The organism is Photorhabdus hindustanensis, assembly GCF_002968995.1.
GTDB classification, from domain to species: domain Bacteria; phylum Pseudomonadota; class Gammaproteobacteria; order Enterobacterales; family Enterobacteriaceae; genus Photorhabdus; species Photorhabdus akhurstii.
Map to the genome: position 1 here is coordinate 76,016 of NZ_PUWT01000034.1, position 14,437 is coordinate 90,452.

General features: G+C 40.7%; 10 protein-coding genes and 4 pseudogenes. 7 read left to right on the forward strand and 7 right to left on the reverse strand.

Going from position 1 to position 14,437, the window contains the following annotated elements; translation table 11 throughout:
* Positions 1 to 67: 67 nt before the first annotated feature.
* Both C6H66_RS13720 and C6H66_RS25970 read right to left on the reverse strand, forming a co-directional pair.
* Positions 68 to 886: a 2OG-Fe dioxygenase family protein gene (locus C6H66_RS13720; protein ID WP_105395866.1), complete on the reverse strand. Its 819-nt coding sequence runs from the start codon at positions 884 to 886 to the stop codon at positions 68 to 70.
* 294 nt (positions 887 to 1,180) lie between these two features.
* Entirely contained in the window at positions 1,181 to 1,351 is a 171-nt protein-coding gene (locus C6H66_RS25970) for a hypothetical protein (protein WP_160297016.1), read from the reverse strand.
* 807 nt (positions 1,352 to 2,158) lie between these two features.
* Between C6H66_RS25970 and C6H66_RS27650 the strand changes: the two are divergent.
* Positions 2,159 to 2,415 (forward strand): annotated as a pseudogene (locus tag C6H66_RS27650) (IS982 family transposase); the annotation flags it as partial.
* Positions 2,416 to 2,491: 76 nt separating this feature from the next.
* Here C6H66_RS27650 and C6H66_RS13725 read toward each other — a convergent pair.
* Together C6H66_RS13725 and C6H66_RS13730 are read right to left on the reverse strand one after the other, a co-directional pair.
* Entirely contained in the window at positions 2,492 to 2,791 is a 300-nt protein-coding gene (locus tag C6H66_RS13725; RefSeq protein ID WP_046397917.1) for a helix-turn-helix domain-containing protein, read from the reverse strand.
* Positions 2,792 to 2,871: 80 nt separating this feature from the next.
* Positions 2,872 to 4,279: pseudogene (locus C6H66_RS13730) on the reverse strand (carbohydrate porin).
* A gap of 1,462 nt (positions 4,280 to 5,741) precedes the next feature.
* On the opposite strand from C6H66_RS13730, the gene C6H66_RS13735 reads away from it, so the two are divergent.
* The 4 genes from C6H66_RS13735 to C6H66_RS13750 all read left to right on the forward strand — a co-directional run bounded on the left by C6H66_RS13735 (position 5,742) and on the right by C6H66_RS13750 (position 12,194).
* The gene (locus tag C6H66_RS13735; protein WP_052739494.1) at positions 5,742 to 7,739 is read left to right on the forward strand and encodes a dehydrogenase E1 component subunit alpha/beta; all 1,998 of its coding nucleotides are present in this window, start codon (positions 5,742 to 5,744) and stop codon (positions 7,737 to 7,739) included.
* Positions 7,740 to 7,748: 9 nt separating this feature from the next.
* Positions 7,749 to 9,302, forward strand: coding sequence for a biotin/lipoyl-containing protein (locus tag C6H66_RS13740; RefSeq protein WP_046397160.1), 1,554 nt, complete (start codon positions 7,749 to 7,751; stop codon positions 9,300 to 9,302).
* A complete protein-coding gene (locus C6H66_RS13745; RefSeq protein ID WP_036807360.1) occupies positions 9,295 to 11,145 on the forward strand; it encodes a type I polyketide synthase in 1,851 nt (616 codons plus the stop codon). The genes C6H66_RS13740 and C6H66_RS13745 overlap by 8 nt, the downstream gene beginning before the upstream one ends.
* Positions 11,146 to 11,771: 626 nt before the next feature.
* The gene (locus C6H66_RS13750) at positions 11,772 to 12,194 is read left to right on the forward strand and encodes a cupin domain-containing protein (protein ID WP_040152390.1); all 423 of its coding nucleotides are present in this window, start codon (positions 11,772 to 11,774) and stop codon (positions 12,192 to 12,194) included.
* A 390-nt stretch (positions 12,195 to 12,584) separates the two neighbouring features.
* On the opposite strand, the pseudogene C6H66_RS27655 reads toward C6H66_RS13750, so the two are convergent.
* Positions 12,585 to 12,741: pseudogene (locus tag C6H66_RS27655) on the reverse strand (IS982 family transposase); the annotation flags it as partial.
* A gap of 101 nt (positions 12,742 to 12,842) precedes the next feature.
* Here C6H66_RS27655 and C6H66_RS13760 point away from each other — a divergent pair.
* Positions 12,843 to 13,010: pseudogene (locus C6H66_RS13760) on the forward strand (DUF4160 domain-containing protein); the annotation flags it as partial.
* Between the two features lie 5 nt (positions 13,011 to 13,015).
* Positions 13,016 to 13,267, forward strand: coding sequence for a DUF2442 domain-containing protein (locus tag C6H66_RS13765; RefSeq protein WP_046397162.1), 252 nt, complete (start codon positions 13,016 to 13,018; stop codon positions 13,265 to 13,267).
* A 267-nt stretch (positions 13,268 to 13,534) separates the two neighbouring features.
* Here C6H66_RS13765 and C6H66_RS13770 read toward each other — a convergent pair whose 3' ends face one another.
* Entirely contained in the window at positions 13,535 to 13,993 is a 459-nt protein-coding gene (locus tag C6H66_RS13770) for a DUF6392 family protein (protein ID WP_046397163.1), read from the reverse strand.
* Positions 13,994 to 14,187: 194 nt separating this feature from the next.
* Positions 14,188 to 14,437: transposase (locus C6H66_RS13780; RefSeq protein WP_181150205.1), on the reverse strand; the 250-nt coding region annotated here is incomplete at its 5' end.

Here is a 14,437-nt window from a genome sequence, read left to right on the forward strand (position 1 = left end):
CTTGCAACTTAGTGATTGCCGTAAAAACTATCACCCTTGATTGCCAGCCACTTTCATAGCAAAAGCGCTACTGGGGACACCTGTCACTCTGTTCGAGTGGGGTGAAATCAATCAGAATGATAGTACGGACTCCAACACTGGCGTTTTCATCGCAAATTACGGGATTGATGTAGTGACAAATCGCCGCATCATCGATGATGTAGCTATCAAGGGGATCATTAAGGAGAAAGCGAGTTATTTCGTGAGCAGGTACTGCTTCAAGCTGGCAATTAGCATAATAAGGGGGCGCGATATGTGTTGCACCGCCTTCGACATTGCAACGTTCAATCAAATGTACAGCGGTGAACGGTTGACCATCACGGTGGAAACAGTTAGGTGTAATTTTTGCCGGTTTACCCGGTAGCGCCTGCATTCGGATCAGATGTACACCACATAGCAAACGGGAATAATGCTCTGCCATGCCGGTTAGACTCAGATCGTGCCAAATGAGTTTATTAAGTAGTCCTTTATTAAGTATCTCGTCAGACATGCGCAGAAATTTGCGTACTACACCGCCAAATTCAGGCTGATATTCACTTCCCTGATGATAATTAATCTCTACGCTGCCATCGGGCTGCGGATAACCTGTTTTCCAATCAATAGATTCTGTTTCCCAGCTCCACACTCCTTCGCAATAACTGCGGTGACGACCGCCTTCACCAAATCGATCTAACGGCAGTGATTTCGATAATTCACAGAGAGAGATAAGATCGATTTTTTCACTGTCAGAAAGGTCAAGATCGGCAGCATTGAAAGTAGCAAAACCTTGTTGGTGCAAGCTATTGCGGATATGTGCGGCGGTAAGATGGTAACTATCTGGTGCATTAGTAAATATATTCCAGCCCATTGTAATATCTCTTTATTAGGGTGAACTAAAATGACATCGTATTGAATTAATTACGATATCTTAGGAAGAACCAGTTACATCAAAAAATTATTTAGTTATATTTTATGATTTGAAAAAACACCTATAAATAAGAATATCGAAGTTCCGCATAGTTCAGTGCAACAACATTGCCATGCTTTTTTTCGATCTACAAAATCAATTAATCAATTTCTGACAAATCAGATAGTAAAGAATATTACTAGATAAATGAGAGAGATAATTTTAAATAAATAGGCCATTAGACAAACCTACTAATTATAATAACTGTTTTTTGAGTGAATTAATGACCTCAATAGTATTGTCTTTCTTGCCGGGTGAAACAATAGCATCCTCCGACAATACTTTGACATTCATCTTTCCTTTATCATCCCTAGCTAGCAGCGCATAAGGATTAGTAAAGTCAATTTTTTTATCTAAATTCTTCACCGATCATTTCATGACTCGCAAATTATAACCCATTATTAAACATCATTATTTTAACCATTTTTTCGTGGGTAAAACGCCTTCACTGTAGCTTCTGCCAATCACATAAACAGCCCAACAATAAAAATATTTTCACTAAAATTTAATTAGAAAATAGATCGCAAAGTATACAATGTCAACTTGGGTTTTTATTTTTTATTTGGCAAATAAATTTTACATATAAAGAGGTGTTAGAATATTAAATTTAATTGATTTTAAATCTAGTATATCATCAACTCAAGAAATTAATGGACTATCCAGTGCCAGTTTAGCTAGTAAAGGCTTGTTAGCAATAAAATTCTGCCATTTATATTGTTTGAATATAAATAGATTGCCAATTTTTCAAATATCAATCGCTTCTTGCTATCTTCGGAAGGAAACGTGGATTTGATTTCTCGTGCTAATCTTTTATTAATACGAGCTTTGTCTGATTATCCTTGTAGGAACGGCACTGTACTCGTTAAATTTTATCTTCCATTTATCGGTTTTACGAGTTTTAGTCTTAATATTGGTACTCAGCATGGATCAAAATAGGGCTTTAAGACGTATGAGTAATTATAATGAAAATTTGAGTAATAATGCTGAAATTTGTATGTTTAATTACAGATAATATGTTTTAAATATATTTATATTATAATTATTAATTTTTTCAATAAGTTAATTAATAGGAAATATGTTTCTATGTTATTTGCTTTTATTTTTTTAGATTAAATATAATGCTAAAATATATAATCAAGGTGAAGAATGTAATATATTATTGATGTGTCTTTTGATTGTGGTGAACTTTTGGCGGTTCAGTTGACTTCAGGAAATAAGGATTTTTCCCAAGCCTTGTGCGATGAGCTGAGAGTAGAAGGAATAACATTAATCACTCATGTCCGTAGTAATATGAAGGCAAAAGCATTATCTCTCTGGGTTTTTTATTGGAAATCGTCGCTGGACTAATTGCTTATACATTCCAACCTAAAAAACCGAGCTCGAATTTACGGGATTGTGATATCGCTATTTTGAAACGAAACCGAGATTAATTAAACTAAAGTGCTGGATAAAAGACCAGCACTTTGTCAATAAACTGAAGAAAGTCCGCAAAGCGAGCTTTCTTCCTTAAAGGTGGAAAGCTATGCGCTTACCTGTTGGAAGAGTCACCTCAAGGCTTAATTCACCGCCCAATGCTTTCACATAGCGCTTAAGTGTTGATAGCCTTGGATCATTGTCAGCTTGTTCCATCCGAGCAACGGAAGGCTGTTTGACACCCATAACAGCGGCTAATTCTGTTTGTGAAATTTTTAGCTCATCACGCAGTTGGCTAAGGGCGATCTGGATACTGGCTTCTTCAACCCGTTCCGCGACTCGTGCCTGCATTTCAGGACTTTCTTTAGCCAACAGTTCTCTGTAAGTAGCCATGATTATTTCTCCAGTTTCGCAAGATGTTTATGGTACTCGGAAAGATAAAACTAACAACTTGGCTCTTGATAATCATTAACTTAGAAGAAATATTTAAATCTGGCGCGTGCGCCGTAGCGTCGGTCATTATTACTGTTGGCAATTTTGTTGTTATCATTCGCCTCCAGCATGGAGACATAGGCGCCAAGATAGAGATTAAAGTTCTTCATATTCATAATACTAGGAATCTGATATGACATATGGATGGTATTTATATCGTATTTACCCGGTTCGCTGAATGGATGATTAATACGCACGGTCATATTGTCGGTATTGAACGTTTCAATATTGTTGTGGGCATAGATATAACCCAGTTCGAAACGATGCCACATCACATTAATTCCGGTCGTGAAATTGTGTTCATCTGAGGCATCCAGATAGGCGGTATTCAGGTTAGCGACAATGCCATCATCAGGATTAGTTTCCAGACCGTTCCAACTGAGTGTCAGGCCGTAACCATTGCGTCTGGATTGATCGACCCATTGCCCTTGGTTATTCTGGTAGCCATAGGCGTTATTGACGATATTACTTTCCATTGCTACGGCTGCACTAAATTGATCTTTTTTCCAGGCTGCTACCGGGCGCAAATAGGCGACATTTTTTTTTATTTTCCAATGTATTGCCGTGGTAAGTGCTATCTCGAAATAGCGAAGTGCCATCTTCAAGTAAAGTATTGAGTTCGAAATACCAATTGCCGACATATTTGCTCAACATCAAGTTGCCGCCGCTGCTACTGCGGCCACGTCCTTCCTTCATCATGTAGATATAGCCGAAACCATCGGCATACAAATCGTTGGCGGTGTTACCAGAATACTGAATAAAAGTGTCTTGGTTGAGCGGGAACATATCGTAGGCTTCGAAACGCCCGATTTTTACCTGCCAGTTTTTCTCATTGCCGAAGAAGAAAGCGGCGTCATCGAGATTCATTTTGCCGGTCATGTCTGCCAACGGTTGCACTCGAAAGCCGGCAAAGTTGTTGTTTTGATCGCGGCGGTAGCCGTCCAGCCCGACCAAAATGCGGCCATTAATATTCCAACGCTCTTTGTCGCCAGGTTTCCAGTCTTTATTATCGCTGGTTTTAAGTGAAGTAAGCTGACCAGTTCGGCTGGCGCCGTCGAGGTTGAATTCCACATCGCCGTACAATTTTAGATCGCCAAAATCATTCAGTTTCAAGTTGCTGGTTGATGAAGCTTTATTTTCCAGCGAAGTGGTACTTTGTGCTACTTGAGTAGCCTGTTGTTTGGTCTCGATAGCGTGTTGTTCCAGTCGCTGTGCGCGTTGCTCCGCGATTGTAGCTCGTGCTTCCGCTTGGGCGGCTCGTTGTTCAGCTTGTTGTAGTCGCTGCTCGAGTGCATCAAGACGTGCTTCTATGCTGTTAGCAGGTGAAGCAAGGGCAGAAATTGCAAACATCAATCCTGGTGTGACAATCAAATAGCGAAGATTTTTCATGATATTCTGTTCTTTTGGGATGTTGGTTATTATATCGTAGTTAAATTATCAAGCTGGTTTTCTAGATTAGAAGATAATTGAGTTGGTTAGCAGATCGCAATCAAGTCTACTAACCAGATAAAGCTATTGTGATCGAATACGCAAATTCGGTAGAAAGATAAGTAACGGTGGGATGAATGTTCACCACTGGGTGTTCTGGTTTGAGTTTGCAGGATCGACAGGAATGATTGGCATGGTGAAAGTGGTGGAGTTGTTTATCTATGTTAAACAAGAGGACTATCAAAGCCGTTGTTATTTAAAAATGAGAAAGAGTTTTTGAAGTGGAAATAATCGCATGAATTAATCATTTTACAAAGTGTGAAAATGATATTTATTTATTATCATTTTTTTAATTTATTATTTGAATGATTGATAATATATTCAAAGGGTTATGAAATATATTTTTATATGTTGATATCCTACTAATTGCATTATAATATCAGCGCTGTTTGGGATGATAAATTCATAATAATCATATAGTTAAATTTTTTGGTGCCCTTTTTGTGATCATTCCCGCATTACTACAATTTTTTTTATGATAAAACATAGGAGATAATAAGCTAAATTTTAATAAAATATCAGGATTGATGCTGGATGATTTCGTCAATTCAGCTTTATCTATTGTTTGATATGAGGAGGTCATTATTGATATTCATCACAAAACATAATGAATTCTAATGTGAACATAAAGTCTCAAGTTCGATTGATATAATACGTGTTATTATTGAGGCTATGTCTTGGTTAAACATAAAAATACCTAATGAAGAGCTTGTCGAAAAAATCTGATCACTAAAATAATTTAGCAAAGTAATGAATTATTCCTATGTCTTATCATTGCAGGATTTAAAGACAGGGTTTTAAAGAACTGGTAAGAGCCTGTTTTTTAATTGTATTAGTTGTATTGTATTAACTGTATTGTAATCATGGAAATGCCGATGTTTGTTGGCCCTGCTCTTAACGAATGGCTGTTGTTCATCGGTTGGAGTTTTTTAAATGGTGTCACATTATGTTCAGGACAATGCTAAAAATTTAGGGAATACCATGACAGCCGGAACCATTTATGGTTATGGAGATAATTTTTCCCCCCATGTTAGGTGTATATACCCTATGGATTTCAAGATGCATCGCGACTGCAAGGGAGCGAATCCCCGGGAGCATAGCAAACTATGTGACCGGGGTGAGTGAATGCAGCCAACAAAGAGGCAACTTGAAAGATGACGGGTATAAACGTAATTAAAAATTGTGACCGTATACCTCTATCTTTTGCAATTCGTGTAGGCAATAACCCTACGTTCGCTTCTTTTATCGGGATCTATAGTCTCTCAAGTAATCATGAACGGGACTACCCCGTGTTCGCTTTTTTATCAAGCATTAAGCGCAATAACGACAACTACCACGTTAACTATTTGTGAGGAAAAAGAGAGTGATAGACGTACAGATCAATGAAGTACCTCTTAAGGAACACAGCCCTTCAATGGATAACTGTCTGGATGAACAAAAGTTACTTTATGACATGCTGCTGTCACGGGAATTTGATAATCGTAGTGCGATAGTCACACGACAAGGCCGAGCTTGGTTCCATGTATCGGCTGCTGGACATGAAGGGCTGGCAGTACTGCCGCAGCTTATGGAAAAGAATGATGTGCTGGTTCCTTACTATCGTGATCGGGCATTAGTATTAGCGCGTGGTATGTCTATTACTGAAATGACAAGGGAGCTGATGGGAAAGGGCACTTCTCACTCAGCCGGCCGCACCATGTCGAATCATTTTTGTTCCAAAGAGCATAATATCTTCTCGGTAGTCAGCCTGACGGGAACCCAATGTATTCCTGCGGCAGGCGCTGCTTGGGCAAGCGCGTTGGACAATAAAAATGGGCTTGTCGTGTGTGGTGTCGGCGATGCAGCGACCCGGCAGGGAGAATTTTATGAAGCGGTCAGCTTTGCGGTTGAAAGGCGTTTGCCAGTCGTTTTTGTGGTTTCCGATAATAAATTGGGTATTAGTACCTCGACGGAGAAGATGGCTCCGTATCGATTGGGAATATTTAACGAGTGTTGGATTCGCCGTGTTGATGCCCGCAAGCCGGAAACTTTGTTTCCTGTCGCACAAGAGGTATTCAATAAGGCGCGCTTTGAGCGAACGCCTTGCATATTGGTTTGTCGTATGGATCGGTTGGATTCTCATTCCAATTCAGATTCTCACAAACTGTACCGTACCCAAGATGAACTGGAAACACTACAGGACCCTATTGAAAATTATGTCGCCTATTTAAAAGAAAAGGGGGCGATTACTGAGCAAGCGTTGGCTGAACAAAAAGAGCGCATTAAAGCTGATGTCGCGGAAATATTTGAGCGTGTTTATCACGAGGAAGAGCCTGATCCGGCAAGTGTCAGTACCTATTTGTGTAATCGTGAAAGCGCTCCTGTTGTATATGCTGAGATGGAAGCCGAAGAGACGCAGTTTAAAGCGGTGAATCAGGTCTTGGACGAGGCGTTGAGCCAGAATCCGAAAGTGCTGATATTTGGTGAGGATATTGAAGACCCTAAAGGGGGTGTTTTTGGTTTCACCCGTGGCTTATCCACTCGCTATCCTGATCGCGTTATGAATGCTCCCCTTTCAGAAGCCACGATTATTGGCTCATCTGTTGGGTTATCCGCCTGTGGTTGGCGTCCGATTGTCGAACTGCAATTTATTGACTTTGTTGGGTTAGGTCTCAATCAGTTACAGTCGCAACTTGGCACTTTAAGTTGGAGAACGGTAGGAAAATGGCGCTGTCCGGTGGTGATATATGCGCCTTATGGCGCTTATCTCCCAGGAGGCGGTATATGGCACAGCCAAAGCTCGGACGGTATCCTGGCGCATATTCCCGGTATTAATGTTATGGTGCCAACGACACCGGCTGATACCGTCGCATTGTTCCGTACCGCGTTAAGTCTGGACATGCCGAGTCTGATCTTGATTCCTAAACACCTTATGAGAGAGCGCCATGAGCGTCGGTTGGTGACGCCTGTGTCGCTTGGGCAGGCAAATATCGTCAGGGCAGGAAAGGATATTACATTGGTTGCTTGGGGAAATACTATTCAGCTGGCGACGATGGCGGCTCTTCAAGCGGAAAAAGACAATATTGACATTGAAGTGATTGAATTGCGTAGTCTGGTACCTTGGGATAAACAACGGATTGCGGAATCTTTGCGCAAAACCGGGCGGCTTATCGTTGTGCAAGAGGATACCCGGACGGCCAGTGTTGGGGCATCTATTATTGCTGATCTTTTGGATGAGAATGACAATTTCTTCTCTTTACTGGCCCCTCCGCGCCTGGTGACGCGTGAAGATATTCATATTCCTTTTAATCCTTGTTTAGAGAAAGCTGTTTTACCCGGCACGGATGACATTTTAGCTTCCGTCTATGCGGTAATGAGCTAAGGAGAACTTATGGCACAGTTGTTTATTCCCCCGATGGGAGAAGGAACCACGGAAGTCGTCATCATCCAGTTACTTAAGCAGGTGGGAGATCATGTCAAGCGTGATGAGCCTGTTTATGAAATGGAGACGGATAAGGCTGCCTTTACCATTGAGTCTGATGTTGAAGGGATCTTGGAAAAATGGTTGGCTGCGGAAAATGATATTATTCCTGTTGGAGCGCCTATTGCAGTCATCAGAGCCGTCGGTGAGGCGGCAGAGCCTTCCCCGGTCAGTGAAGAGTTAACGCCTCCGCCGGAGAAAGTGGAGAGAGTAGAAAAAGTAGAGCAAGTAGAGGTTGCTCCTGAGGTATCTGCTCCTCCTGCGCGTATTCCGCCAAAAACCCGTCAATACGCACAAGAACACCAAATTGAGCCGCACATTCTTAATCAACTGGCGGAAAAATATGGCACATTATTGCCAAGCCATATAGATGATTACCTTCAACAGCGCCGCGAAACTAAGATATCAGAAGAAACCAGGCCATCAGAAAAGAGCGATGCAGAAGATAGCAATGTCGGTTTTCTGTCAAGAGATCAGCAGCGTCTTAATCGTGCAATACGGCTGAATAGTGCTGCCGTACAGCCGTGCTGGGCAGCTAAACCCTTATCGATTGAACTTGTTGATAACGCCATTCATCATTTAACGGAGACTTCCGGGCAGCAAGAGTGGATAACGCCATTTCAGGTCATCACTTATGCGATTTCTCAGGCATTGAAAAAATTCCCAATGTTGCGTTCAAGACCGCTTGATCAAGAGCGCTATCACACTTATACGGATATCAACCTGGGTATTGCTTTTCTGGATGAAAAAGGCGATTTGAGTTCATTAAAGGTACCGAAAACACAGACAATGGACTTTTTTGAGTTCAGACAGCATCTAAATAGCGTACTTGATCCAGATGCGGAAAAACTGCCTGTCGATGTTGATGTTCCTATGATGGTCTCATATACCGGCAACGATGGCGCTACCTTTGCCGTACCGGTTATTGTGCCGCCGTCCCAGTCAACATTGTTCATTGGCGCTCCTCACAACAAAGAGATGAACCTCGTTCTGGCATTTAATCACTATCTGCTTAATGGGGTCGAGGCGTCTGAGTTTCTGACTGAGATTATTGCTCAGGTTCGTACTCTGTCTGGATCACGATCGGTTGCGCATCAGATAGAAGTTAAACCGGTTAAATCGATTGCCGGGCAGTTACGTACGTTGCTGGCGGATTTCCTGAATTGGGATGAAGATTTTACTGAATCAATGATGCAGCGCACTTGGGCTGATTTAGGTATTGATTCGCTCAAGGCAGTCAAACTTGCAGAGCGGATGTCAGTACATTTTCGTCGAAAATTATCGCCAACGCTGTTCTGGCGTTATAGCTCACCGCATCGATTGATTGAATATCTTGACACGGCCAAAATTGAATTGACTGAGAATAAACATTCCTTGGATGACTTTATTAATGCGATGCGTGGTCTTGACGGCGAAGCAGCATTAAGGTTACAGCGCCTCATAGAAGGAGGAAAGCATGGATAATCTGCACCACATATATCATTCGCTTAGCCCGGATGAACAACGGATAGCTAAATCTGCCTTGTTGGAACATTTAAGTTCCATTACTCCCTCAGTAAGTAGTGTGGGTGATACGAAACAGATGCCTGTTGCTATTGTGGGCATGGCTTTCCGACTTCCTGGGGCGGAAGATTCACCGGAACAAATGTGGGAGATCTTAAGAGCCGGACACAGTGTAATAAAAGAGATTCCAGAGCAGCGGTTTGCATCGGGAAAACCTTACGTCATTCCATTGCCGAAAAAAGCCTTAAAAGCCGGGTTGCTTGAGAGTATTGATGGTTTTGATGCGCCATTCTTTGGCATTTCCCCACGAGTCGCGGCCATGATGGACCCGCAACAGAGAATGCTGTTGGAGCTGACCTGGCAAGCGATCGAAGATAGTGGTGCTAATCCGCTTGGCTATTCAGGATCAAAGACGGGTGTTTTTATTGGCTCGTGCAGTAATGATTATCGTGAACTGGTTGCGGCTGATATGGCGATGGCAAATGCTTATGCAACGCCAGGGACACTGAATTGCCTGCTGGCTAACAGATTGTCATTTTATTACAACTTTATTGGTCCGAGTTTACAAATTGATACTGCGTGTTCAAGTGGATTGACAGCACTGACACTAGCGGTGAATTCATTGCGTTCTGGGGAGTGCCAACAGGCGATAGTTGGCAGTGTTAACCTATTGAGCAACACATTCAACATGGCTGCTTATTACCGGGCGGGAATGTTATCTAAAGATGGCTGTTGCAGGGTTTTTGACGCAGATGCTAATGGTTTTGTTCGTGGTGAAGGGGCCGTGTGTCTGTTCTTGAAAACGCAAAAACAGGCATTAGAGGATCGAGATCCTATTTATGGATACGTTCGGGCATCGGCGGTCAATCATGGCGGGCGTGCTAATTCACTGACGTCACCTAATCCTGAACAGCAAATTGCGTTGGTCAAGGATTGCTTGCAACAGGCTGGCGTCTCTGCGGAGCAAATCAGTTACCTTGAAGCACATGGAACAGGAACCTCATTGGGTGATCCCATAGAGTTCAATGCGCTTAATGAGATCTTTAATCGCGATGAATCAAGAGAAACGCTACAACCTTGTTATATCGGCTCAGTAAAAGCCAACATTGGGCATTTAGAAGGTGCTGCGGGGTTAGCGGGTATCGTTAAAGTTCTATTAATGTTGCAGCATAAATCCATTGTGCCTTGCGCCGCGTTTCAGCGCTTGAACCCTGAAATTGATAGTGTGGATTCGCGCTTACAACTGGCGACAGAGGAAAATCCTTGGCGGGTAGGGGCAGGGCAAAAGCGTTTCGCTGGACTCAGCTCTTTCGGATTGGGTGGCAGCAATTCCCACGTCATTCTGGAGGAGGCGCCAACGCAAGCGCCGCAACAGATTAAAGCCAATTTGGAGGGGTATTATTATCCCATCTCGGCTAATAGCCAGGCATCGTTACAAAAAATGGTGGCTATGCTAGGGGATTTTATTGAGAACGATGAAAACATTGAGCTGCCAGCGGTTAGCTGGACATTACAGTTTGGCAGGGCAGCGTTACCCCATCGGGCGCTGTTTGTTGCCACATCACGCCAGGATCTGCTGAGGCAGCTACGGGATTTTGCTTCGTCTACGTCAACTAAAGAAGATCAATGGCTTCATATGGCAGAGGACGACTCTCGATTCTTATGGTTACAAGGTCAGGATGTAGATTGGCGTACCTGTTGGCCTTCCGGGCAGAAACCGTTGCGTATTCGGTTGCCCAAATATGCTTTTGAACATCGGCATTACTGGTTACCGCACAATGAAACTGTGGTTGCAAAACAGTAGGCAGTGAAGCGGAACAGAAAAACCAGAGAACATAGTGGAAACCCCACAATCTCGAAAGAGGTTGTGGGGTTTGTTTTGTTTGTCTTATGTTCCGATTTGCATTGAAAGAGGAGCCTCGGCGGATTTGGCTAAGAAATTAGTATTTAATTTAATTAAAACGATGCTCAAGCAGTTAAAGGGTATTTTTATAATGAATATTTTAGTTGCTGTACTAAAATAAAGAAATTGCGTTTATACATCTTTAAAATAGTTATTTTTAGTGAGGGTTAAGGTTAATTTAATTAGTTTCATTATTGTCCTGGCTTAATAATGTAATTAACCTAACTTTTGGTTGGTATTATTTTAAACTTAAGTTATCTTCTACAAAGATATTTAAAATAATCGTTTTTCAGTGATTGTTATCACAAAGTGAATATTTGTAAAATACTACTATGGAATTACATATTTCTGTTTGATATATTGTTAGTAACCAGTTAGTTTCTTTATCGATATAATTTTGTGATGATTGAAATTTTACTGGGAAATATTATTTATTTGATAGAGAGATAGTGTTATTTCAATTAATAAAGAGAGATGATAGTTACTTTAAAATAAAATCTTATTTATAGAGATAAAAGGAAAGTAATATGGAATTTATTAAAAATAGATTTTGTCACTGGAACGGTGAACATCTCGTTGTCGATACAATGGCTAGAAGTCATAAAATGGTAAACAGCATGGGAACGGGCGAGGGATTAGTTTCGTTTGATGGCTTTGGTGCTGATCTAATTCGTTTCAGCAAAGATGAAGGGATGCAGAATCATACTCACTTAGGGCATCATATCTTATTTGTACTATCAGGAACGGGTTATGTTATTTATGCGGGTGAAAAGCATGAAATAGAGCCTGGAGTTTGTTATTTTGTGAATGGACAAATAGATCACGCGATTAAAGCAACTAGCGATTTGGTTATGCTTGTTGTCGGTAATAATCATTGTGCGGTTGATTCGCAAGATAGGACGACGCTGGTGCCATATAGGGAAGGAACCCCAGAAGAATTAAAGGTTTAACTTGGGATAAATTGAATTAAACATGTGCTAGTGCTTGGTGAGTTGCGTGAATGCCATGATATTCTGCCAGAGATAAAGTATCTAAGATTATATTCATGAAGATAATTATAGATCAGGATAAGTAATTTGAGTGATAAAAGGATGATATAAGATTTTTTCAATTAATATATATGAGCATCTCATGAAGGGGATCAGGTACTAGCCTATGAAATATGAAATTTACTGAAAATAAAATGGAGGAATATATTAGAGATAATGTTTTTTGTAATGATAAAGATGGAAATGACTATTGAAATTATTTTAATCTAATATTTAAATTGGAAAATAATTTCAATGAGTGGTAGTAATGAGTTTCGAAATGGAAATTAGCTTAAATAACCTGAGCTCTGGTTAAGCTGTTACTAACATATCCATTTCTAAGCAGGAAATATTCAGTGATTTTGTTCTCTTTGTGATAATAAGTTATCTGTCGCCCTAACACATTTAACATTAATCCTTGCCCACTACAGTGTCGTGAATGTTCTATCTGAGAAATATTGGGTATCCGTATTTGGAGATTGATGAACCAACTAAAGGATTCCCTTTCTCGATATTTATATCCCGTATTTAATAGTTGAGTAGTGTCAGTCTCAGTGCTACGGTGAATATGAGGCTATTATCTCAATTGAAACTTTGGAGGTCATGGAAGGCTCATTGCCCAAACGAGCAAAGGCTATGGTCATCGAATGGGCGGTTGAGCACAGGCAGGATCTGCTGAATGACTGGCAACTGGCTGAACAGCATCAGCCTCTCAACAAGATTGAACCGCTGGAGTGATTATCATGCGCAGAGTAACGAAAGTGGAAATAAAGCCAGAATACACCTTGGCGGTGACGTTCGATGATGGCACCTATGGAGAAGTGTGCATCGCAGATCGGTTGTTCGGACCCATGTTCGAGCCACTGAAAGAGCAGAAATTCTTTGCCCAAGCGCGTGTTGATGAGTGTGGCGCAGTGTGCTGGCCGAATGATGCTGATCTGGCGCCCGACGCACTCTATAAAAAGCTCAAATCCCACTTAAGGGAGAATATATGATTGAACTGTTTGCATTGCTTGCGTTTGGATATTGGTAAAAGCGAGCGTTTTAGTTATTTTCTAGAAGGTATTGATGGACTTACTAAAATACAATTTGCGGATGAAAAATGGCGAGCATAGTTTGAGGGGAGGGTGCTTTTTTTTCTGCCCAAAATTTAATTGCTTATTCCATTTTTGATTGAGTCAATTCAAATTCACTTTCAGTTTAATTTTTTAAACTATTAATTAATGCATTGACTCTTAAGAAAAATCTCCTCTTTATATTGACTACCAACACACTTCTGAAGTAGGTAGGAATGTCACTGATTTGACTTGCTCACGTAAATCATAAGAAATTCTCATACTGATTTTGTCTGTAAAACGATATAAATCTATCCAACCAAATTGCCTCTTTAAAATTTCCCTTGGTGGTATTGATTTAATCGGAGCCCCTAAATTTTTTTCAATCCACCTTCTATCCATAGAAGGTTTTAATGGTGATGGTAATTCACTTGGAAATATAAAAGAAGTTTTATCTTCTCTAAGTAGCCTTAATGTAATTTCATTTAGTATCTTACTACTCCGTTCAAATGATAAGAAAATCCCCTCTTTCACCATATCAATATGAATATCAGGATCACCTGGAAAACTACTCGGCTTATTCTTATAAGGAATTAATCCTTCACTATAGATTTCCTGATAAGTTCTACCTAAACTATTAATTAATGCTTCAATGTTAATCGCCATTATTTATATAACCTCTTTTCTCAATTAAGCCAATTCATCTTCAATTTAACCTTTTAAGCTGTTGATTAATGAATTGGCTCTCAAGAAAATCTCCTCTTTATATTGACTACCAACGCACTTCTGATGTAAGCAGAAACATTACAGATTCAACACGCTCAGACAGGTCATAATCAACCTGCATACTAAATAAGATTTCATAATAGTGCTACACTCATTTTTTGTCTTCCTGGTTTTTGCTGTGATGAAAACGATGCCAAAAAGGCATCAACATAATTAAGCAACTGCCACATAAATTGACAACGGTGATTTCGCGTTATTGTCTCATGGAGCGATTGCCATAACCGTTCTATTTTATTTAGCCACGGTGAATAGACGGGTAAAAACAACAGGGTAAATTTGGGATGTCGTGCCAGCCACTCCTTTACCTTCCGACTTTTATGAATA

Bases quoted from the DNA above. Each gene is read 5' to 3' on its own strand.
- C6H66_RS13720 (WP_105395866.1), bottom strand. From the start codon at position 886: ATGGGCTGGAATATATTTACTAATGCACCAGATAGTTACCATCTTACC.
- C6H66_RS13725 (WP_046397917.1), bottom strand. From the start codon at position 2,791: ATGGCTACTTACAGAGAACTGTTGGCTAAAGAAAGTCCTGAAATGCAG.
- C6H66_RS13740 (WP_046397160.1), top strand. From the start codon at position 7,749: ATGGCACAGTTGTTTATTCCCCCGATGGGAGAAGGAACCACGGAAGTC.
- C6H66_RS13745 (WP_036807360.1), top strand. From the start codon at position 9,295: ATGGATAATCTGCACCACATATATCATTCGCTTAGCCCGGATGAACAA.
- C6H66_RS13750 (WP_040152390.1), top strand. From the start codon at position 11,772: ATGGAATTTATTAAAAATAGATTTTGTCACTGGAACGGTGAACATCTC.
- C6H66_RS13765 (WP_046397162.1), top strand. From the start codon at position 13,016: ATGCGCAGAGTAACGAAAGTGGAAATAAAGCCAGAATACACCTTGGCG.
- C6H66_RS13770 (WP_046397163.1), bottom strand. From the start codon at position 13,993: ATGGCGATTAACATTGAAGCATTAATTAATAGTTTAGGTAGAACTTAT.